This is a genomic window from Hymenobacter profundi (genome assembly GCF_019334315.1).
Lineage (GTDB): Bacteria > Bacteroidota > Bacteroidia > Cytophagales > Hymenobacteraceae > Hymenobacter > Hymenobacter profundi.
The window spans coordinates 53,576-76,286 of record NZ_JAHWGL010000011.1 but is presented as its reverse complement, the minus strand read 5'-3'; the positions used below and the strand labels follow the sequence as shown (position 1 = coordinate 76,286).

Annotated in this window: 20 protein-coding genes; 3 read left to right on the top strand and 17 right to left on the bottom strand. The window is 50.6% G+C overall.

The features are described from left to right. Positions 1-70: 70 nt before the first annotated feature. The 17 genes from KYK14_RS05030 to KYK14_RS04950 all read right to left on the bottom strand — a co-directional run bounded on the left by KYK14_RS05030 (position 71) and on the right by KYK14_RS04950 (position 21,118). Positions 71-3,802 (bottom strand): sensor histidine kinase, encoded by a 3,732-nt coding sequence (locus KYK14_RS05030; protein WP_219157492.1) that lies wholly within the window; start codon positions 3,800-3,802, stop codon positions 71-73. 123 nt (positions 3,803-3,925) lie between these two features. Further along, on the bottom strand, positions 3,926-4,183 hold the full coding sequence (locus tag KYK14_RS05025; protein ID WP_219157489.1) for a hypothetical protein: 258 nt from the start codon (positions 4,181-4,183) through the stop codon (positions 3,926-3,928). A 64-nt stretch (positions 4,184-4,247) separates the two neighbouring features. Then, entirely contained in the window at positions 4,248-4,802 is a 555-nt protein-coding gene (locus KYK14_RS05020; protein ID WP_208308722.1) for a DUF420 domain-containing protein, read from the bottom strand. Then, on the bottom strand, positions 4,777-5,427 hold the full coding sequence (locus tag KYK14_RS05015) for an SCO family protein (protein WP_219157486.1): 651 nt from the start codon (positions 5,425-5,427) through the stop codon (positions 4,777-4,779). The genes KYK14_RS05020 and KYK14_RS05015 overlap by 26 nt, the downstream gene beginning before the upstream one ends. A 3-nt stretch (positions 5,428-5,430) precedes the next feature. Beyond that, positions 5,431-5,775 (bottom strand): cytochrome C oxidase subunit IV family protein, encoded by a 345-nt coding sequence (locus KYK14_RS05010; protein WP_185281010.1) that lies wholly within the window; start codon positions 5,773-5,775, stop codon positions 5,431-5,433. 85 nt (positions 5,776-5,860) lie between these two features. Next, positions 5,861-6,637, bottom strand: a complete 777-nt coding sequence (locus KYK14_RS05005; protein WP_208308724.1) for a cytochrome c oxidase subunit 3 — start codon at positions 6,635-6,637, stop codon at positions 5,861-5,863. Positions 6,638-6,658: 21 nt separating this feature from the next. Then, the gene (locus tag KYK14_RS05000) at positions 6,659-7,246 is read right to left on the bottom strand and encodes a cytochrome c oxidase subunit 3 (protein ID WP_219157484.1); all 588 of its coding nucleotides are present in this window, start codon (positions 7,244-7,246) and stop codon (positions 6,659-6,661) included. An 11-nt stretch (positions 7,247-7,257) separates the two neighbouring features. Next, complete coding sequence (gene cyoE / locus KYK14_RS04995) at positions 7,258-8,109, bottom strand: heme o synthase (RefSeq protein WP_219157481.1); 852 nt, start codon at positions 8,107-8,109, stop codon at positions 7,258-7,260. Between the two features lie 56 nt (positions 8,110-8,165). Further along, entirely contained in the window at positions 8,166-9,254 is a 1,089-nt protein-coding gene (locus KYK14_RS04990) for a COX15/CtaA family protein (RefSeq protein WP_219157478.1), read from the bottom strand. Positions 9,255-9,414: 160 nt separating this feature from the next. Next, the gene (locus tag KYK14_RS04985) at positions 9,415-11,277 is read right to left on the bottom strand and encodes a cytochrome c oxidase subunit I (RefSeq protein ID WP_246601691.1); all 1,863 of its coding nucleotides are present in this window, start codon (positions 11,275-11,277) and stop codon (positions 9,415-9,417) included. Between the two features lie 24 nt (positions 11,278-11,301). Continuing rightward, on the bottom strand, positions 11,302-12,390 hold the full coding sequence (locus KYK14_RS04980) for a cytochrome c oxidase subunit II (protein ID WP_219157475.1): 1,089 nt from the start codon (positions 12,388-12,390) through the stop codon (positions 11,302-11,304). A gap of 92 nt (positions 12,391-12,482) precedes the next feature. Further along, on the bottom strand, positions 12,483-13,787 hold the full coding sequence (locus KYK14_RS04975; RefSeq protein ID WP_246601690.1) for a quinol:cytochrome C oxidoreductase: 1,305 nt from the start codon (positions 13,785-13,787) through the stop codon (positions 12,483-12,485). 6 nt (positions 13,788-13,793) lie between these two features. After that, positions 13,794-14,534 carry a c-type cytochrome gene (locus KYK14_RS04970; RefSeq protein ID WP_219157469.1) on the bottom strand — a complete coding sequence of 247 codons (741 nt, stop codon included), beginning with the start codon at positions 14,532-14,534 and terminating at the stop codon, positions 13,794-13,796. Next, on the bottom strand, positions 14,534-15,061 hold the full coding sequence (locus tag KYK14_RS04965; RefSeq protein ID WP_185281017.1) for a DUF3341 domain-containing protein: 528 nt from the start codon (positions 15,059-15,061) through the stop codon (positions 14,534-14,536). The genes KYK14_RS04970 and KYK14_RS04965 overlap by 1 nt, the downstream gene beginning before the upstream one ends. Beyond that, the gene (nrfD, locus tag KYK14_RS04960) at positions 15,054-16,511 is read right to left on the bottom strand and encodes an NrfD/PsrC family molybdoenzyme membrane anchor subunit (RefSeq protein WP_246601689.1); all 1,458 of its coding nucleotides are present in this window, start codon (positions 16,509-16,511) and stop codon (positions 15,054-15,056) included. The genes KYK14_RS04965 and nrfD overlap by 8 nt, the downstream gene beginning before the upstream one ends. A gap of 81 nt (positions 16,512-16,592) precedes the next feature. After that, a complete protein-coding gene (locus KYK14_RS04955) occupies positions 16,593-19,628 on the bottom strand; it encodes a TAT-variant-translocated molybdopterin oxidoreductase (RefSeq protein WP_219157467.1) in 3,036 nt (1,011 codons plus the stop codon). A gap of 140 nt (positions 19,629-19,768) precedes the next feature. Further along, the gene (locus KYK14_RS04950) at positions 19,769-21,118 is read right to left on the bottom strand and encodes a cytochrome c3 family protein (RefSeq protein ID WP_219157464.1); all 1,350 of its coding nucleotides are present in this window, start codon (positions 21,116-21,118) and stop codon (positions 19,769-19,771) included. Between the two features lie 382 nt (positions 21,119-21,500). On the opposite strand from KYK14_RS04950, the gene rpsF reads away from it, so the two are divergent. From rpsF to rplI, 3 genes are all read left to right on the top strand, one after another. Further along, complete coding sequence (rpsF, locus tag KYK14_RS04945; RefSeq protein ID WP_185281020.1) at positions 21,501-21,875, top strand: 30S ribosomal protein S6; 375 nt, start codon at positions 21,501-21,503, stop codon at positions 21,873-21,875. Between the two features lie 4 nt (positions 21,876-21,879). Continuing rightward, positions 21,880-22,131 (top strand): 30S ribosomal protein S18, encoded by a 252-nt coding sequence (gene rpsR, locus KYK14_RS04940; RefSeq protein ID WP_185281021.1) that lies wholly within the window; start codon positions 21,880-21,882, stop codon positions 22,129-22,131. A 111-nt stretch (positions 22,132-22,242) separates the two neighbouring features. Continuing rightward, positions 22,243-22,686 (top strand): 50S ribosomal protein L9, encoded by a 444-nt coding sequence (gene rplI, locus KYK14_RS04935; protein WP_185281022.1) that lies wholly within the window; start codon positions 22,243-22,245, stop codon positions 22,684-22,686. The last annotated feature ends 25 nt before the right edge of the window (positions 22,687-22,711 follow it).

Below are 22,711 nucleotides of genomic sequence, written 5' to 3'. Positions count from 1 at the left end.
TGATATTCTGACAGCGGCACTTGCATAAAGTGCGCCTCTCTAATGTCAAATTCACCAGTTCACAACTTCACTATTTCTCCGGGGCCAGGGGCAGCTCTACGAAGAACGTGGTGCCTACCTCCTCTTCCGTCTCGAACCAGATGCGCCCACCCGCGCTTTCGATACCGCGTCGGGCCACGGCTAGGCCGATGCCCGAACCTTGCTCTTTGGTGGTGAAATTCGGCTTGAAAATCTTGTCCTGTACTTCCAACGGAATGCCGGCGCCGTTGTCTTGCACACAAATCAATAGGTGCTGCCCATCAGGCTGATATTCCAGCCATAAGCCCACATCGGGGTGCTGCCCCAGCGGAACCGCCTGCAACGCATTGATCAATAAGTTATTGAATGTACGAACCAGCAGATTTTCGTCGGCAAACACTTCGTAGTTGCCGCTATCAGCATCATCCGGCAGCAGCAGGTAGAGGTGGCCGCCGATGGCATTGCTCTGATGCAGACTCACGCACCGCCGCAGAATCGGGATGATATCCAGGCGCTCGGGACGCATGGCGGGTAGGTTAGTGAAGGTGCTGAACGACGTGGCAATATCCGAGAGCACGTCAATCTGCGTGATGAGCGTCTGCGAAATCTTTCCAATCAGCTCCTGCACGTTGGGCCGGTGCTCGGCAATAGCCTTCTGCAAGTACTGCAACGAAAGCTTCATCGGCGTGAGCGGATTCTTGATTTCGTGGGCCACTTGTCGGGCCATTTCGCGCCAGGCAGCTTCTTTTTCCTGCGCGGCCAGTTCCAGCTTACTGGCTTCCAGCTTCATCAGCATGCCGTTGTACTCACGCACCAGCAGCCCGATTTCGTCGGCCGAGTTGTATTCGAGCAGCTCGTTGCGGTCCGTTAGGGTAGTTTGTTTCAGCTTGGCCGTGATGAGCTTGAGCGGGGCCGTGAGAATGCGCGAAGCCACAAACGTCAGAATCAGGAACAGGATAAACATCACCGTGAAGATGTTCAGACTGGTTGATATCAGCTCGATCAGCTTGCCGTCTAGGTCTTTCTCGGAGTCGAAGAACGGGATACCCACATAGCCGATAACGGGTGCCGGTTTGCCAGCGCGCACCGTCCCGGCGCGCAGGGGTAGGTAGAGCGCGTTGAACGACAGCGTACCAGCGTGCTCGGTCAACAGCTTGCGCGGCTGCCCGTGCTCGGCCAGCGCAGCCATGGCCTGTGGGTTCATCAAGGGGCTCAACAAACCCGCCTCAAAAATGAGCGGCTGACTGCTTACCTGCAACATGCCGTGGGCATCGTATAGGTTCAAGTCAGTATCGGTAATGCTGGCTACGTTGTCGGCCAGGTCGATAATGGCGCTGTGGTTGGCAGAATCGGTGAGGGCGGAGCGGTTGCGGAGCAAGCTTTCCTGCACGGCCTTGCCGCGGCGCTCGTAGGCGCGCAGCAGGTCACGCTTGTACGAGCTGGTCACCTGGCTAGCCGTCGCCACGCTTACAATCAGCAGTGGCACCAGAATCCCGAAGTTCAGAAACAGCTGAATCTTGGTGCTGAAATTGGTTCGGAACACCTCCAGCGACTGGCCCTGCGCCAGGGTGTAAATGCCAATGCACACCAGCCAGAAGAACGTGTGCAGCAGAAACAGGAAAGAGAAGTTAGCCAGCCAATTGGCAAACGAATACGTGGTCGTCGTCACGATAACCAGTCGTTGTTGCGGCCCCCGCACGCCCAGGTGGTGAAATCCATTGATAGCCAGACCCGTTGTGTAGAGCCTACTATCATTCAACACGTTACTAGTCAACTGGTTTACGTAGTCGAAATCCCCTTCGCTATATACCAATTGGTTGTTTTCGTAGCCGGCATAGCTTAACTCTGGTCCTAGCCCAGGCTGAAAGAATTTCTGGTCGATCAGCAGTTCGGGCACTACGCTGTAGGCGGTCAACTTCTTGAGAGACAGTTCTAGTACAATGGTGCTCTCCCGGCTGCTGTCGGCCGGCACGGGCACTAGGGCCACGTAGCGCCGCGTACTGAACGAGTTGCTACCCCGAATCAGGTAGATGCCTTCTTGGTCGGTGAGCGTAGCATTGGCAAGCAGACGGCGGCGCAGGGCAGGTAGGGCCACGCTGCTATCGGCCGTCGTGCCCGAGGGGCCAAACAGCGTGACTACGACCTCGTATTTATCGAAATAGTCGCGCAGGTAGTACTTATCAATTTTCTGCCGGACTACCTCCTGGTTGGCAAACGGATTGGCCAATACCTTCTGGATGCGCAAGTCGGCTGCCATTTGGCGTGTACGTTCCGCCAACAGATATTCTCCCTGCAAATCATTATCGATCAGCAAATTGCCTGCAATCTTCTGCTTGGATAGAATTAGCTGCTGATCAGCAAACTCATACAAAGCCAGCGCCCCCACAGCCGATATCACGGCCAGCATCAGGAAAATAAATAGGTAAATCTGATACGGTACTACATTCACCAGTTGCTTCAGCCCAGTGAGGCGCAGCACCGCGAAGAACAACAGCGCCAGCCCCAACAGCGTGAGGTAGGGCTGATTAAGGATGAGCCCGGTTGGTAGGAAAAGCAGCATGAAAAAGCTCAGCAGCACCACATCCGATACCTTGGAGGTAGGTCGCACCGCCGCCGTAAACAGCTGCGACAACAGGAAAAAGCCTACCATATAGGCTCCCCCGTGTAGCACCAGCGCCAAACACAACAGCACTTTGAAACCGCTCACCTGAATGCTCTGCGTGATATCGAGCACTAGTTGGGAGTTGTTGAAGCTATTGGAAAAGAACTGATACAGCAGTACCATCAGCCCAAAATAGCCCAGCACCGCTATTACACCTAGCAACAGCCGCACTAGTTGGTTGCGCACTTGCCGCACCCGCCGCACTATCCGGTAGCGCCGGAACAGCAAGAGCGCGTAGTAAGACCCCACTAACAACAAAAGCGCATTGATTAGCAAATCGCCCAGTGAAGGCGAAAGCCAGGAAGCCGCATACACTCGCGGGTCGAATAGAGGTAGCTCAATCAGCGAAAAAGGTAGGCCCGCAAAGAGCAATGCCGCCCGCAACACCACTAGCGCCAGAATTACTACAATGGCACCGCTGAGAGCTTTGTCTGCCCGAAAGCGTCGCCGCGCCATTTGCCACCAGCACAATAGGTAGCAACTCAGGCCCAACAACAGTAAAAAGCACGGTAGGTATTTACCCGTGATGGGGTTAGGCTGAAGACTTTCGACTGAGAAGAGGTATTCTCCTGCATCGGTATACAGGCGGGGTAGGCGCTGATTGGTGCTATTTGGCACCAGCCGGATATTCATCCCCCGGAATAGTGCCTGTCCGGCGCCGTTGCGCAGGTAGCGGTTGCTGATACCATAGTGCTGCTCCAGCGGCACGTAGGTAATAATGGTGTATGGCCCCAGCACCTGGCGAAGCACCAAGTAGTGCCCGAAGCGCATTTCCACCATCTTCTCCCGAAACTCCTCATCTACCAGCGCCTGATCTGGCTCGATGGTATGATCGGACCAGCTTACCAGTTGCTCACCCTCATACACAAAGCAAGGGTAGGTCGTATGGCTTACCAGCTCCCCAAAAGTTGGCTTGTATTTACGCAAGTTGTCTACCACTGCCTCCGCCTCATAGCGCGCCGTTAATTCGGCTTCCGTCAGCAGGTTCTGTAGCCGCAGTGCATCGGCCCGGAACAAAGACCCGGAACGCTGTGCGTACTGATTGCTGACATAGGCCCCAGCGAAACACAGAACGGCCGCCAGCAGCAGAAACAACGGAGAAAAACGAGTCGATTTTAACAAGGCAGAAGGCTAACTAACACCAAGCACTACAGCGCAAACCTACCCGGAAGCTAACAAAAATGCCGCCATTTGGCGGCATTCACTGCTTAATACAATAGTTGCACGAAGAATGCAATCTAGCTTTTACTGCTGCGCAGCTTTCTTCTTTTGCACGTTGCGATACCAGAAATACCCTACTGTACCCATTAACAGGTAAGGAACCGTCATGAGGTAGACGATGCCTTTGTTTAGACCTGTTACGTCGTAGCCGTCTTTTTCCGTGCGCGACGACTCTACCTGTGACTTACAGAGCACGCACTGGGCCTGTGTTGCCAACGGAAGTAAACTAAGCAACGTGCTCAGCAGCAACAGAAATACACTGGATTTGAGGGCCTTTTTCATATGATTTGAACACCTAAGCAGGCGTTAAGTTTCAACTCCGACAATTGTTTTACGCTAACGGCTATTACGTGTAATAGGGCGCAATCATGAAGTACACGATAACCCCCGTAACGGACACATACAGCCAAATAGGGAAAGTCCAGCGGGCTATCCGGCGGTGCTTAGCAAATTGCTGCGTCAGCGCATAATATAGCGTGAAAAGCACTAGGGCTACCGTTACGGCTGCTAGCACAATGTGCGTTAGCAACAGGAAGTAATATACCCCTCGAATAGCCCCTACCCCGCCAAACTTCGTGACGATGCCCTGCGAGTGATACGCTACGTACGACACCAAGAACAACGACCCAAGTAGAAAGGCTATGCCCATCATAGCGCGGTGACGCGCTACATCCTTTCGCCGGATGAAGTAGTATCCGAGTAGTAGAAAAACAGCTGTCAGAGAGTTCAATCCGGCATTCACAGCCGGCAGCATCTTCACGTTAGCGCCTTCTACCTTCAGAATACCCGGAAAGAAGTATAGTACGGCAACGGCCAACGGTATCACTGCACCCAGTACGCCAGCTAAAATCTTGTATTTGGTAGTACCGCTAGGATTAGCGGTCTGCGTCGTCGTGCTCATAGATGTACAATAGAACGCCTATTTCGGTCAGCAACCGTTCAATCTCCTTGTGCTTGGTACCGTCGTAAATGCCGCGTATCTGTTGGTCGCGGTCTATTAGAAACAGATTCGACGTCTGAATAGTGCTGTTCGTAGCGGTTGATAAATGGTAATCATCAGCCACGCGACGCATTGTTGCGCTGTCACCCGCCAGAAACCACCATTTGCCGGCAATAGCACCATACTGTTCAGCAGCCTTCTCGGGCGTGATACCGGCGGTTAGGTACGTGACTAACTTCACCTGAGAATCTTGCCGATACAGCTCCTGCACGCGGGCCAGCTGCGCAATGGGCTCGGGCGAGGCACCAGGACAATTAGCACACAAGAATCCTGCTACATATAGGCCACGACCCGCTATTTCCGTTATGGCCTCTGGATGCCCAGATTGCGAGGTTAGACCAAAGCTGTTCAGGTGGTGATAAACAGTATCGCGCTGCCACTTTCCACCAACTTGTGTTGAATCAACACGTTCGGGGAAGAAAGTTGGCAGCGCGTAATGATTGGTGCCGAAGCTTTTCAGAAATAGAAAAGCCAGAACGGGCACAAGCAGCATGAGGCCCAACAACAGGGTTTGCCGGGGCCGCATAGATTAGCTGCTGAATGTATGCTGAAGCAACTCGCCAGCGTAAGAACCTTCCGTTACCAGAGCAACCAACAACCAGATAAGTAACGCAACTGGAATCAAAATGCTCCAGATAAGGCCTTTCGTCTCGTGCTTTAAGTGCATAAACTCAGCTACGATGAAGAAAGCCTTGAAAATAGTTAGCACGATATAGATGCTATTGCGTAAGGTGCTGGATGGCATCGTAAAGGCAATAACGAACTCAACGGCCGTGATGCCTACTAGTACCCAGAAGGTTTTCCAGATCCAGCCGGTATTGGGCTTCGGAATCTCCCGTATCTCGTTGTGCTGAACTTCGACGTGATGTGCCATTATAACTAAATGGTTGAATTACTGAATGGGTAAATGGCTGGTCGTCCCAACGCGTTGTTGGACGACCAGCCATTTAAGTTTACGATTAAACGAGGTAGAAGAAGGTGAAAACAAACACCCAAACCAAGTCTACAAAGTGCCAGTAGAGACCAATTTTCTCTACCATTTCATAATGGCCACGCTTCTCAAAGGTGCCATTGGTAGTAGCGATAAAGGCCCACACCAACAAACAAACACCTGAGAATACGTGTGTGCCGTGGAAGCCAGTAATGAAGAAGAACAGGTCACCGAATAACACCGGACCATATTGGTTCATGGTCAAGTTGGCACCGTGGAACATAGTTCCGTCGCTCAATAGCGTACCTTCTTCGTGGCCACTGATAAAGTGGCTCCACTCCCAGGCCTGAGAGCCAAGGAAAGTAGCCCCGAACAGAATAGTCCATAGCAGCCACTTCTGCACATCATTCTTGTCCATGCGGTGGCCAGCTTCCACAGCCAGTACCATCGTCACAGAGCTGAAGATGAGAATCATGGTCATCAACGCCACAAAGGCCAACGGTAGATCTACACCGTGGAAGCCAGGGAAGGCATTAAATACCTTCTCGGGAATGGGCCAGTAGGCAGTCGAGAATTCAAAATTTTCGACATCACCCACATACACCGGATTGCGGTGGCGGATCATGCCGTAGGTGGTCAGGAACGCGGCGAACGTGAAGGCATCCGACAGCAGAAAGAACCACATCATCAGCTTGCCGTAGCTCGCCTTGAAGGGTTCGTTACCGCCATCCCAAGTGCCGGAACGTGGCTGTTCGAGTTCGACCGAATTCGTCGTGGGGGCCAGCGTTGAGGAAGAAGTGGACATACTATGCGGGGTAAGACAATACTAGTGGTTCAAAAGTAGGAACAAATACAGGTACAACCAAAGCCCACCGAGGAAGTGCCAGTAGATAGTCGCATTGCCTATCGAGAGCATTTGCTTGGAATGTACTTCATAGCGCAAGCTTTTGCGGAGCACAACCCACAGAAAAATAAGGCCTGTAACGAGGTGGAAGGCGTGTACGCCCATGAGCACGTATACGAATGAACCAGAAGGATTGGCGTCGGTACCGCCGAAGAAAATTCGACTGGCTACTAAATCTCCCCATACGTTCCACTGCCCTACTAAGAAGGCCAAACCAAGAATAAAGGTCAGAATCAGCGCAATCCGCACTTGTTTGATGCTGTTGCGCCGGGCCGCCATATACGCCCACTGCATCGTACCAGAGCTCACTAAGATGATAGCACTGTTGATAGCCAGTGCCACGGGTAGGGCAAACTCCAACCAGTTGCCTTCATCACGCCGCACAATATAGGCGCTGGTGTAGGCAGCAAAAATCATAGAGCTGCTGATCATTAACAGGATCAGCTGCAAGCGGTACGGGTGTTGGCCGGTACCGGGTTCTTTAGCGGTTAAAACTTCAGAAGTATGCATACGTGGGTAGGTTACAGTTTATCGAAGACCAACGCAATCTGTACAATGGGCAGGTAGAGAAATGAGCCGAACATGATGCTCATCGCCGCTTTCTTGGAACAGGTGCGCATGAGATAGAACGTTTGCCCCAGGAATAAAACTCCACATACCACAGCAATTATTCCGTAGGTAGTACCCGTCATGTGAAAGACCGTTGGGAGCAGACTCAGTGGAATCAGCACCAACGTATAGGTCATGATCTGGATGGCTGTGCGGAGGTCCTTACCACCAGGAGTAGGCAGCATTTTGAATCCGGCTTTCTTGTAGTCGTCGTCTAGCACCCAGGCAATGGCCCAAAAGTGCGGGAATTGCCACATAAACTGAATTCCGAATAAAATCCAGGCCTCTACCCCTAGCACGCCGGTAGCGGCTACCCAGCCAATCATAGGCGGCATTCCACCTGGAATAGCACCAACGGCCACACATACTGGTGAAATTGTTTTGAGCGGCGTGTAGATGAATCCGTATAGAATCAACGAAAGCAATGACAACGCCGCGGTCAGCGGGTTGAAGAAGTAGGCTAAGATTCCTAGTCCTAATAAGCCGGTTACAAAAACAAATACCCAGCCTTCCGCAATGCTTATTACCCCCGTGGGAATAGGGCGCTTGGCGGTGCGCTTCATCAGCTTATCGAGGTCCTTCTCAAAAATCTGATTGATAGTATTGGCTGAGCCTGTAACCAGCAAGCCGCCTACCAATACCAGCAGTGCCTTACCCAGATCAAGCTCATAAGCCCCCAGTAGGTAACCAATGGCACTAGAAAAGGCTACCGTGAGGGCCAGACGAAACTTGAGTAGCTGAAAAAACGCTCTGGCTTTAGACATCCGAGAGATTAGACTGATAATTGGCCGTTAGACTCGACCAAACGCGGGGCGCAAAGTTACGCAACAACCCGCGGAAACACGGCCTGCTCTACTGTTTTCCGAGCATGTCGGTAGGCCAACAACAAGACAAACTGCGCCCCAAACAATAGAGTCCCCAACAAAAGATGCACTGGTTGAACAGCTGCTGGCAGGCTAAAGTAAGCCAGTGTGACCCCAGCTAAAATTTCCACTACGATTACGCCGATAACTACACTAGCTAAGCGCTGCAAGCGTCGATTAGGCTGTCGATACAGTTGATAGACCACGTAGGCATTCAATAATAACAGCACCGCTGAGAACGTACGATGTACTGCGAAAACGCCTCCTAGCTGATCAATCCAGGTTTGTCGTTGCAGATAGCCGTTTGCTGTAGCCACCAAGTCTACTTGTTCCCGTACCTGGGTTCCTAGCACTATCTGCGCAAACGTCAGCACGACAATCAACCATAACCAGCCCGACATTCCAGTTGCGACGGGTGCCTCACTGCCCCTTTCTACTTCTATAGCTTCCCGCTGTGAGCGTTCTACCGCGTAAATCAGCATGGCCACAATGAGTAGTGCCAACCCCATATGAACGGTTATCATGATGGGTAACAAATTGGTAGAAACAACCAATGAACCCAACCAGCCCTGCACTCCTGTCAGGATAAAGGCTGAAAACGCCAACCAGAACACTGTTCGGTCGCGGCGCCAGTAGGGCCACGCCAGCACAGCCGTCAGGAATACAAATACACCAATCAGGGCACCTACTAAGCGATTCACATATTCAATCCAGGTTTTCACCGGATTGAAATCCGTTTCTATGTACTGGGTAGGGTGTGCAAAAATATTGCTTGCTACCTGCTGAAAGCCGAAACGCTCTAATGTAGCTGCCAGTCGCTTGTTTTTGGCTACCCGCTGCGCTGTATATACTTCTTTGTAATCAGCTGGGAGTTGGCTGATATCGGTGGGTGGCACCCATGTTCCGAAGCATTTCGGCCAATCGGGGCAACCCATACCGGATCCTGTGCTACGCACAATGCCTCCTACTAAGATCAACAAGTAAACCGACACAACGGTGAGTACACCGAAAAACCGAAACCGGCGAACAAAAGCAGGTGTGCGCATAGGCGATAAATCTTCTTACTAGTGAAACAAAGTTCACTGGCGTGTTGCTCCAGAAAATTGATTAAATGCCGAATTTATCTGAGCTATATCTTTCGGTTGATTAAATAGAAACGGGCCGCCGTAAATACAGCGGCCCGTTTGAAATACACTCAGGCGAAACTTAGTCAGCCATTTCTCGCTCATAAGGCATGTTTGACGACTGCGTTTGCGAGAAAGGTACGTTCTGCGGAATGAAGTCCGTTTCAGCACCAGGCTTGCTATAGTCGTATGGCCAACGATACACAGCGGGGATAGCACCAGGCCAGTTACCGTGACCGGGAACAACCGGCGTAGTCCACTCCAACGTATTCGACTGCCAGGGATTCTCTGTAGCCCGACGGCCGCGGAAGATGCTGTAGAAGAAGTTGAAGATGAAGATAAACTGCGCGAAGAAGGCCAAGATGGCAGCTACCGAAATGAATTTATTCAGGTCAGCAAACTGGCTGAATGTATCAAAACCGGTCCAAGAGTAGTAACGACGGGGAAAACCAGCAATACCTACATAGTGCATGGGTAGGAATACCAAATACACACCGAGGAAAGTCAACCAGAAGTGGATGTAGCCAAGCTTCTCGTCCATCATGCGACCAAACATCTTTGGGAACCAGTGGTATACACCAGCAAATAGGCCGAAGAAAGCAGAGCTACCCATTACTAAGTGAAAGTGAGCCACCACGAAGTAAGTATTGTGCACCTGAATATCCAGAGCAGCGTTACCCAATACAATACCCGTCAGACCACCTGATACAAACAGTGATACAAAGCCGATGGAGAACAACATGGCTGTAGTAAAGCGAATATTACCCCGCCACAAAGTAGCTAGCCAGTTAAACGTTTTTACAGCTGAAGGTACTGCGATAATGAGCGTAAGGAACATGAAGACCGAACCCAAGAAAGGATTCATACCCGTCACGAACATATGGTGAGCCCATACCACGAAAGACAACAATGAGATACCAAGCAGCGAGCCAATCATAGCACGGTAGCCAAAGATAGGCTTGCGAGCATTGGTTGCCATGATTTCCGATACCATACCCATGGCCGGCATAATCACGATGTATACCTCGGGGTGACCCAGGAACCAAAACAAATGCTGGAACAAAATAGGGCTACCACCTGTGTTTGGCAATGCTTGGCCAGCAATGTAGATATCTGACAGGAAGAAGCTCGTACCAAACGAACGGTCGAAGATCAACAGCAGAGCAGCCGAGAAAAGCACGGGGAAAGCCAGCAGACCCAATACAGCCGTCAGGAAGAACGACCAAATAGTGAGCGGCAATTTCGACATCGACATACCGCGGGTACGCAGGTTGATGATGGTTGTGATGTAGTTAACACCACCTAGCAACTGCGATACAATGAACAAAGCCATTGATACCAGCCATAGCGTCATGCCAGCACCCGAGCCTGGAATAGCTTGTGGTAAGGCGCTCAATGGAGGATAAATTGTCCATCCAGCAGCAGCGGGACCCGTTTCTATAAACAGCGACGAAAACATAATCACACTGGAGATAAAGAAGAACCAGTACGATAGCATGTTCATAAAGCCCGAAGCCATGTCACGAGCGCCTATTTGCAACGGAATCAGGAAGTTTGAGAAAGTACCGCTCAAACCAGCTGTCAGCACGAAGAATACCATGATGGTACCGTGCATCGTCACCAGCGCCAGATAAAACTCAGGATTCAGCTTACCAGCTTCCACCCATTTACCTAATACCGGCGTCAGCCATTCCAGAGTTGCTTCAGGCCATCCAAGTTGCAAGCGGAACAAGCTAGAAAGTGTGCCGCCCAGAATGGCCCAAAAAATACCCGTGATGAGAAATTGCTTGGCAATTACTTTATGGTCTGTACTAAAGACGTACTTCGAAATAAAGCTTTGCTCGTGGTGCTCATCATTATGCAAATGATCTTCGTGTTCGGTATGCGGAACCGACACACCAATACCGCCTTGCGCCTGTGCGTTAGTAGGAATATTAGCAGCCATAGAGAAGCGTGCGTTAAAATGTAATTACAACGAAGCTGGAGTAGCCGATTGTACAGCGGCTGTAGCAGCCGGACCTACTGGAGCAGTTACTCCAATTGTTTTTTGATCTTGTGCTTTTTTCTTCAAGTTAGCCAGAATTTCAGGATTCTGTGACGAGAAGGATTTCTGCTGCGATAACCAAGCAATGTAGTCTTCTGGTTCCTCCACAATCACTTCCATTCGCATGGCAAAGTGACCCCGACCACATATCTGGTTACAAGCCAATTCGTAAGTGAATTTAGGGTTACCCGTTTGAGCTCGCATCTCTTCCGTTGTCAGAGTAGGCGTGAACCAAAACTTAGTAGGCATACCAGGAACCGCATACATCTGCACCCGGAAGTGAGGCATATACACAGCATGCAAAACGTCGCGCGACCGAATCTTAAACATGATAGGGTGGCCTTTGGGAATATGCAAAGCACCTGAGGAAAATGTAATATCATCCAGTGAGCTTTGGTCACTTAGGTCGAGGCCGAAGTCGTTAGAAGCATCAATCAGCCGGTAATTCACAACCCCAAGCTTCTGGTCACGACCAGGATAGCGAGCCAACCAGCCAAACTGCTTGCCCATCACTTCGATAACTACTGAATCTTTAGGAGCAGGGCCTGTGATACGCGTCCACTCTTTCCAGCCAGCAAACACCAATGCAGCCATCACAACAGCTGGAATCAGCGTCCAGATAATCTCAATCTTATTGTTGTGCGCAAAGAAGAAAGCACGACGACCTTCACGATGCTGATATTTGTAGGAGTAGCCAAACAACAGTACCTGAGTTAGCACAAAGGCGATACCCAGAATAACCATTGTGGTCCAGAACATCTTCTCCAATGCATGGCCATGCACAGAAGCGATAGGTGGATTCATGGCGTCGAAGCTATCCGCGAAAGACCACGCGAAAGCGGCACCACCTACAATAAGGAAAACCAAGAATAAAATTGCATTAACGCGGTTGCTTGTACCGATTTCGCGGTTAGAGCTACCCGAGAAAATGGATGTCAGAATCTGGAGGCGGAACAACAGGCCGAATACGACCAGCAGTAACACCAAGACCAGTAGAATACCAAGAGCAGTCATTTGTAAAGAAGTTAGAAGCTAGCAGCTGGAAATCGAAAGTGTCATAAGAACAAAGTTCTAATCAACATCTTTCAATTTCCAGCGTCTAAAATTTAAGTCGTGTGATGGATGCTCTCGTCGAGGAAAGGATGGTTGACGGGAACCAGTGAAGCTTGTGATAGGCGCTTCGTCATGAGTAAAAGGAAGCTACCCAAGAAAACCAGTGCGGTACCTATTTCAATGATAAACCCGTTATTTCCCTGCATAGTTGCAGGCATGATCATTAAATAAAAGTCAAACCAATGCCCTATCAGAATAGCAATGCTTACAATCTTAAGCATGATCATCTGCCGCTTAGCGTCGCGGGTCATCATTACCAAGAATGGAAAAGCAAAGTTGATAACTAGGTTGAAGAAGAACAACCCAGTATAAGCATTATCAAATCCACCTAGACGCTGGTTGAAGTATACTGATTCTTCGGGTATGTTCGCATACCATATCAGCATGAATTGCGAGAACCATATATAAGTCCAGAAGATACTGAAGCCAAACATGAACTTCCCTAGATCGTGCAGGTGGCTTGCATTTACAAAACGTAGATAGCCAGCTTGCTTCAGGAATATAGTACACAGGGTGATAGCAGCAATACCTGATACCCACCAACTAGCAAAGACATACCAGCCAAACATCGTGCTGTACCAATGCGTGTCAATCGACATCACCCAGTCCCAAGCCGACATCGATTCTGTTACCGCGAATAATACTAGGAATAGCGCGGCCGTTTTGATGCTCTGATGGAAATAATACGTACCTCCATTCAGGTCTTCTTCCAACGACAATTTGCGTAGCCGCTCTGTGAATACCCACCAGATAACGAGGTAGGATACAGTACGAATCAGGTAGAATGGTACGCTAAGGAAACCACTTTTGCCAGCAATGATAGCATCATAAGTCTCACTGCCAGGGGTCATAATACCTGGAGTTGTCCAGTGGAAGATGTCGCTGTGCCATAGGTTCAGCAGGAAAACGACAACTAGAATGATACCACCTGGCAGAATCCAGGCACTAGTAGCTTCTGGTACGCGCCGAATAGCAGCTGACCAACCAGCGTATGCAACAGTATTGATTGCAACCCAAACAGTGCCTACGACTGATAAGCCAAGGAAGAAAATGTTGCTGTGCCATACACTCACTATAATGCGTTTAATCCAAAGCGGACTACCGTGATGAGCACCAGCATGGCCAGCAGCCTCGTGGCCAGTAGCATGTTCAGCTCCTACCCCGAAGAGTGCTAGAGCTACTCCGACGATGAATAGAACAACGCCGGCCAGAATTAGCCAAATAAACTTTTTACGGGTATCAGACGAAAGTACCAGGTGTTCAGCCGTGGCGCTTTCGTGGTGCGTCAGTGTTGCCATAGTTCCTTAGTTCGCCGTTCCGTTAGTTGCTTTTGTATTACCCTGTCCGGGGGTAGCCGAACCAGTTCCAGCTTGCGCTTCTTCTACAGCAGACTGATTAGATGAATCAGAAGTTTCCGTTGAATCAGAAGCAGCGCTTGTTGGGCCGACCTTTACCATTTTAGACAAGCCATCAGGTCCTTCACCTAGTTGTAGTGCACGAACGTACATGGCAATTTTCCACCGTTCTTCTGGGTTAACCTGCGAACCGTGTGGCATCATACGGCCTTTGCCCCATTCAATGACGTGGTAAATATGCCCATCATTCATTGTCTTATAGGCTCCGGCAGAATAGTTGGGCACGCCTTTGAACTTCTGACCTACTGGCCCCTGCCCATCGCCTTGTTCACCATGGCAATGCTGGCAGTTACGAGCATACAGGGTCTGACCTTCCACTAGATTTTCCTGCGTGTAGGCCAGCGGGTTAGTCAAACGACGCGAAGCTTGCTCAACGCTATCTTTTGGAATATGATCGTAGTAATCCAGTTTACCCAGTGGAACGGTACCTACCGGCGGCGTACGCTGGTTGATACCCATTGGGTTGATTGTATTAGCCGTGACTTGTCGTAGAGGCTCATACGGAATAGACTCGTACATCTCCGGCGCATATTCAATGCCGGTGTCATTGGCGTCGTGGCAAGCAGTCGTACAGATTGCTCCAAATACCATCAACGACGCTTGCAGACCTATTTTCAGCGAATGCGCCATTAGTTCTTAGTCATTTCTTTTTCGTTGACTTCTGAAGCGCCGTTATCACGCAACAGTTGAGTCAACTGACCTAGATTGCTTGTATCGTCCTTCAGTTCGATAGCCATCACAAATTTGTCATCCGTCGAACGCACATCCATCACCTGTACTTTCGGCTTAGGATACATGCTTGTGATGATGAAGAAGGTAATGGCCATACCATGACAGGTGAACAATACCGTCAACTCGAACGAAACCGGAATGAATGCTGGTAGCGAAATGTGAGGTTTACCACCAATGATCATGGGCCAGTCAAATCCCAACATGTAGATCTGCATCCACAGGGCAAAGGACAAACCGCACAGACCATAGAAGAATGCGGCGATAGGTAGACGGCTCCGTTCAATACCCAAAGCATCATCGATGCCGTGGATAGGGAAAGGCGTGAATACATCGTAGATCTTCACTCCCGCTGCGCGCACGTTCTCAATGGCGTGCAGGAGTACGTCTTCGTCATCGAAAACGCCGAGGGCGAAACGCTTAGTCATGTTTGGTATAAGTTACGGGAGCGGAAGCCGGTACGCCAGGGGTAGCGTGATGATGCGTAGGGGCGTGGTGCGGATCTTGACCCGTATAGGTTGGGCCATTGTCTACACCATATTTCAGGATCGTTTTCACCTCTGCCATGTTGATAACTGGGAAGAACTTGGCAAACAATAGGAACAAGGTGAAGAACAGACCCATCGTACCTACATAGATACCGATGTCGATAATAGAGGGCGAGAACATAGCCCAACTCGAGGGTAGGTAGTCGCGGTGCAAGGAGGTTACGATAATCACGAAGCGTTCGAACCACATACCGATGTTAACAATAATCGACAGCACAAACGTCATCGGGATGCTATAGCGCACCTTACGGAACCACACCAACTGGGGCGTAATTACGTTACAGGTCATCATCGACGCATAAGCCCACCAGTAAGGACCGGTTGCGCGGTTAATGAATGCGTATTGCTCAAACTCTACTTGCGAATACCAGGCAATGAAGAACTCAGTGATGTACGCTACCCCTACAATAGAGCCCGTAATCATCATGATTTTATTCATCAAGGCGATGTGCTCAAGCGTGATGTAGTCTTCTAATTTGAACACTACCCGGGTGATGAGCATCAGCGTCAGTACCATGGCGAAACCTGAGAAGATAGCACCTGCCACGAAGTAAGGAGGGAAAATCGTGGTGTGCCAACCTGGTACAACTGAGGTAGCAAAGTCCATCGATACAATGGTGTGTACCGACAGTACCAGCGGGGTAGAAACGCCTGCCAGAATCAACGAAACCGTTTCATAACGCGACCATGCTTTAGCTGAACCTTTCCAATTCATGCTCAGCATGGAGTAAGCTACTTTGGCAATAGGGCCTTTCGCCCGGTCGCGAATGGTAGCAAAGTCAGGAATCAGACCGATGTACCAGAAAACCAATGAAACCGAGAAGTAAGTCGAGATGGCGAATACGTCCCACAGTAGCGGCGAATTGAAGTTTGCCCACAGTGAGCCAAACGTATTCTGCAGCGGAAATACCCAGTAAGCCTGCCATGGGCGACCCATGTGCAACACCGGGAACATAGCCGCGCAGATTACAGCGAAGATGGTCATAGCTTCGGCTGCACGGTTGATGGACGAGCGCCATTTCTGGCGGAACAGCAATAGTACAGCAGAAATCAGCGTACCAGCGTGACCGATACCCACCCACCACACAAAGTTGGTGATGTCCCAGGCCCAGCCAACAGTTTTATTGAGGCCCCATTCCCCGATACCATACCATAGGGTGCGGTATACAGAATAGAGAAATACACCAAGGAAGAATAGGGCAACGGCCAGGGCCGCCATCCACCGAATATTCGGCTTGGCTTCTACCTGCCGGCACACGTCCTGCGTGATGTCGTGGTACGTTTTCCCCCCGGTTACGAGCGGCTCCCGTACAGGCGATACGTGCTGCATAGTGGTTTATTTAAAGGAAGTGGCAGGAAGCAGGCAGCTTGTAACGTTTGTTAGCAAACTGCCTACTCCTATTCTCAATGGCTAGATCACAAATTCATTTCCGTTCTCCACGTTCCGGATCTTGGTCAGGTACGTGATATTCGGCTGCACGTTGATCTGGTCGAGGACGTGGAAAGCCCGCTCGCCGTCTTCACGACGCAGGAGCTTCGAAATCCGCGACTCCGGGTCACGCATATCACCGAATACGATGGCTTCAGTGGGGCAAGACTGAGCGCAAGCCGACACAATTTCACCATCCTTCGGACGACGCTTCTGCTTCTTTGCTTCCAGCTTACCAAGCTGAATACGCTGCACGCAGAGCGAGCATTTCTCCATTACACCGCGGGCCCGAACCGTTACGTCGGGGTTGAGGACCATGCGGCCAAGATCAGTGAACATGTGGCCGTTCACGTTCTCAAACTTCTCGTTAGTGTAGTACGAGAACCAATTGAAACGACGCACTTTATACGGGCAGTTGTTTGCGCAATAACGCGTACCTACGCAACGGTTATAGGTCATCTGGTTGAGACCTTCCGAACTGTGAGTAGTGGCTAGTACTGGACAAACCGTTTCGCAAGGAGCGTGGTTGCAATGCTGGCACATCAGCGGCTGGAAAATCACTTTCGGATTTTCAGCCGGATTCTCCATCGCAGCATATGTAGCTAGCTTACCTTCCGTCTCGAACTCGTCACGGTGGTGGTCAGAGCTGTAGTAACGGTCGATGCGCATCCAGTGCATCTCGCGGCGGTTGATTACCTCTTGTTTGCCTACTACAGCTACGTTGTTTTCGGCCTGACACCCAATCACGCACGAGCCGCAGCCAATACACGAGTTAAGGTCAACAGCCATACCCCAATGGTGGTTTTTGTACTCGTAGTCCTGCCACAGCGATACACGGGCGGGAGCTTCCAGACCATCAGGAGTAGCAACTTTTTCGTACTCTGTTACTTCTTTCGGATTCTCAATGTACTTCGCCAGGGTTGCTTCCTGCACTACGGCCTTACGGTCCATAATGGTGTGGTGCGTCTGGGTCTGAGCAATTGTCTCGTTAGCGCCGGTTTTGTCTAGTTTGGCAGTAGTAGCATACACAATGCTGTTACCGACCATTGTCGCAAGTGGCAATACGTTAGCCCCTACCCCATCGCCTACTTTACCAGTCTGCTTACGGCCATAGCCAACGGCTATAGCTACAGTGCCTTTTGCTTGGCCTGGCTGTATCAATAAGGGTAATTCTACTGACTTACCATTGGCAGCAGTCACTTTCAGTACATCACCCTGCTCCCAATCATTAGCTTTTGCCATGTCATAAGGCACGCATACGTAGTTGCCCCAAGTAGCTTTAGAAACTGGGTCGGGTAGCTCTTGCAGCCATGGGTTGTTGGCTTCTGAGCCATTACCAATGCCTACTTTCTCGTACAGAACCAGTTCCACTTCGCCTGATTTTGTTGGCGCACTCAGCGCAGCAGCAGCAGAACCAGCATCCACAGCAGTGGTAGGAGCAGTTGCGGGCGAAGCAGTGCCCATTACTACCCCATCGTGTACGGCTTTGTCCCAAGCGGCTTGGAAGCCACTAGCTCCTAACACACCGCTCCATTGAGCACGCAGATAGTCGTAGTAGCTTGTGTTGTTACCTGCCCAAGTCAGTAAGCTTTCTTGCGCCTGGCGAGTGGCAAACAATGGCGAAATAGCAGGCTGAGCCAAGCTCAGATAGCCGCGCTTCGGCTCATAATCATTCCACGACTCTAGGTAATGATGGTCTGGAGCAGCGTATTTGCACAAAGAACCGGTTTCGTCGAGACGGTCGTTGAGCGAAATCGTTAGAGGTAGACCAGGCAGAGCTGAGGCAATGTCTGCCCCCATAGGGTGGTCGTATACCGGGTTAGCGTTGTAAAAAATAACTGCGCCGACACTCTTGTTTTTGATATCGTTTACCAGTTGCGTCATGCGGGCATCGTTGCCCTGACGAACCAGCGAAGGATTAGCCAGATCAACCGTTGTACCTACGTTGCCGAGCGCTTGGTTGATAGCTGCTACCAATGCCTGTACATTGGCATCGTTAGAACCCGATACCACAAGGCTGCGGCCACGGTTTGCCTTCAGTTCATTAGCAGCTTTAGTTAGGGTAGCATTCTTATATGAACCGCTACCACCACCTACTACCGCGTTGTACAGGGCCAGGGTTACTGCACCCATTTCAGAAGGCTTCACCGGCACGCGCGTGTCGGCATTGGCACCGGTCAACGACATTGTCGTTTCAAACTGGTAGTGCCGCGACATCGTTTTCTTGTCGCTCGATACTTTGCGCGTAGTGGCGTACTGCTTAGCAAATTCTACTGGTGACAGCCAAGTACCAAGGAAATCGGCGCCAAGGCTTACGATAACATTAGCCTGGCTGAAATTATAGCTCGGCAATACTCCACCATTAGCTTGTAACAGGCCGCTAGCCGAAATCACATCGTACTGCACGTGCTCCGTATTGGGGTAGCGCGATGCAAACTCAGCAATAACTTTCTTGGTCGAAGGGCTGATGATGGTAGGCGACACGATGGCAATACGACCGGCTTGAGCCAGTTTCGTGCGGATTTCGCTGTCTACTCGATTTTTATCGGCTTTCTTACGGTCGATAGTGAAATGCTGTAGACGAGCACCATCGTACAGACTCAGCACCGACGCCTGGGCGCGGGCCGACAGGCCACCACGCGTGAGCGGCGACTCGGGGTTGCCTTCCAACTTAATTGGCCGACCGTCGCGGGTCTTTACCAATACGCTGTTGTAGTCCTGACCCGTGAAGTAGGTAGAAGCGTAAAAGTTAGCAATGCCAGGGTCTACTTCCTGTGGCTTATTCAGGTACGGAATAGCCTTGCGAACCGGGGTTTCGCAGCTGGCGAGGGTAGCGGCAGCGATACCGAAACCCATCAGTTTGAGGAAGTCGCGGCGCGGGGCTACCGCAGCGTCGGAAGAGCCATAGGTTTCCTTCACCGGTAGGAAGTCCGCGAATTCTGTCAACGCGTTCTTCACAAACTCCGGCGAGCTCTCCAGTTCCTCAATTCCCTTCCAGTACTTAGGCGACTCTTGCATTTGTGTATGGGGACTTAGGGTCTTGAAGACTGGAGTCGTGATGTTGACTCCACATTATCTCCAAGTAAGGCTTATTTAATATCTTTTGGTTGTCGCGGAGTTTGACCGTTAAGAAAAAGGTTTCCTCCGAGACGTACAATTTAGTAGTGGCACTTCGAGCACTCGGTACCACCGTTTGATGACACCGTGAAAGGCACAGCACTGTTCTTGGTGTCGTGCAGCTTCACGAGGTTATCGTAGTATGCGTTGCCCTTCGTGTTGAGAGGCGTCTCGCGGTGGCAGTTGATGCACCAGCCCATGGTTAGGGCAGAATACTGATATACTACATCCATGTTCTGGATCGGACCGTGACAGGTCTGGCACTCTAGGCCGCCCACTTGGGTGTGCTGCGAGTGGTTGAAGTAGGCCAAATCCGGCAGGTTGTGAATGCGTACCCACTGGATAGGCTGCTTGCGCTCGATAGCCCGGTAGATTTTCTTGATTTCCGGCGATTCTGTCTTGATCTGCGAGTGGCAGTTCATACAGATGTTAGGCGACGGAATGTTGGCCGATTTGCTCTTGTATACCGACGTGTGGCAATAAGCACAGTTGATCTGGTTTTCACCGGCGTGCAGTTTGTGCGAGAAAGCGATAGGCTGCGTAGGCTGGTAGCCTTGTGTCAAGCCAATGCCCATAGCCGCCTGTACTGATTCATAGAGCACGACTAAGATGAACACTGTTACAGCAATGCCACGTACAGCTCCCGACTTGTAAATTTTCGAAAAGTCGTAACGCTGATTGAGTTGCTCGACATCGCGGCCACTTAGGTCTTTACGACCACGCAGCACATCCTTCATCAGATTGGCGATGATAACCAGTGTTACTACCAGTACAATAAGCACTACTACTAACACAATCATCAGCAGGTCGATGTACTGACCGGCTTCGGTGCTGCCATTTTCATTGGCTGGAGCTGTGCCATCGGTTCCAGCGGTTGCTCCGCCCGTTGGGGTATTGTTTGCGCTACCTTCCTGCGAAACAGTATAGGCGATAATCGACTTAATCTCATCATCAGACAAAGCGAAGCTGGGCATTTGCTGCTTGCCGTACTCATTGAAGAGTTTCACAGCATACGCGTCGCCGCTGGCAACTACTTTGCTGGAGTTTTTAATCCACGGAATGATCCAGGACATCGGACGACGCTTGGTGATGCCTGCTAGCGCAGGACCTACCACTTTTTCGTTGACAGCGTGGCACTGAGCACAATTGCCTTTAAACAAAGCATCGCCGGCCTGAATGGCAGCAGCATCGCCTCCGCCAGCGGCAGGGGCAGCACCTTCCGCAGCAGCGGGGGCACCATCGGCGCCGGCAGTGGCGCCGGGCGTTACACCTTCTTTGCTAACCGCTGGCGCGGAGCCAACCTCTTGCGCCAGAGACTGGCCCACGGTGGCAACCGTCAGGAAAAGAGCAAGAAGCAGTTTGGGGAGAGTACGAAATCGGATGCTATCCATAGCACAAATTGACTGGGAAGAAAGAAACGCAGGCGTGCATCAAGGCCACAAATGTAGGTTGGGAATCGCAGACAACAAACCAGAAGAGGCGAAAATTAGCCCTCGTTAGCTTGGTTAGAAAGATTCTAAACTACCTCACATTCTAGTAGTTATACTTATATAATATTATATACACTACTAAGTAGCTGTTACTTAGCAGAGTTATATTGATTCCTATACTTAACTTAAAGCATGTTTCGGGAGGACAGGCAAATTCTGACGCACAGTCAGTTAAGTCTTATCCTTCCGCAATAAATAATAACTAGGTCGTAGGCATCGGGCAAGAAAAAGCGTATCTTTGCCGCCTCATTTAGTTTTCACACACAATTTTCACCCCGTCGTAATGGAAGTAAGAAATTACGAGACGGTCTTCATTTTGACTCCCGTACTGAACGAGAGCCAAGTGCAAGAGACGGTCGAGAAGTTCACCCAGGTGCTTAAGGAAAATAGCGCCGACATTATCAATCAGGAAAGCTGGGGCCTGCGCAAGCTGGCCTACCCTATCCAGAAGAAATCAACCGGTTATTATTTCCTGGTTGAGTTCACTGGTGAGGGCAACATCGTGGATACGCTGGAGCTGGCGTTCCGTCGTGACGAGCGCATTATCCGGTTCTTGACCACTGTGCTGGATAAGCACGCTGTGTCTTACAACCAGCGCCGCCGCAATGGCGAGATGAATCAGCAGAAAGCCAAACAACAATCGGAAGCCGCCGCCTAGTATCATGAGCCTAGCCAACGAAAGAATCCACAAGCAGGAGCAGCGTAAGAAATACTGCCGCTTCAAGAAAAACGGCATCAAGTATGTCGATTACAAGGACCCAAACTTCCTGCTGAAGTTTGTGAACGAGCAGGGCCGCGTGCTGCCCCGCCGCATCACTGGTACCAGCCTGAAGTTTCAGCGCAAGGTAGCCCAGGCCGTAGCTAAAGCTCGTCACTTGGCGCTGATGCCGTACGTAACCGATTCGTTAAAATAGTTTCTAGTTATTGGTTTTTTGTTTTTGGTTACTTGGCCGTTTCCTCTGTTCACTAGAAATTGAGGATACCACCAGGAAACCAAAAACCAACAACCAGAAACCAACAAAGTCATGGAAGTAATTCTGAAAGACCACGTAAAGGGTCTGGGCGAGAAGAACGACATCGTAACGGTGAAGGCCGGCTACGGTCGTAACTACCTGCTGCCCCAGGGTCTGGCTATTCTGGCCGACAAATCGAACAAGAAAATCGTAGCTGAGAACGTGCGTCAGGCTGCGCACAAAGCCGATAAGATTCAGGGCGACGCTCAAGCCATTGCCGACAAAATTGGTGATATGGTGCTGGAAATTCCAGCGAAAGTGGGCGAAACCGGCAAGATCTTCGGTCGCGTAACCACGCTTCAGTTGGCTGACGCACTAGCTAACAAGGGCATTGAGGTAGACCGCAAGCGTATTTCGTTTGACCAAGAGCCTTCGACGGCTGGCGAGTATACTGCTACCCTGAACTTGCACAAAGAAGTGAAGCACCAGGTTCGCTTCAACGTAGTAGCTGAGTAAGCAACTACTTTTTAACTAAGAAAGC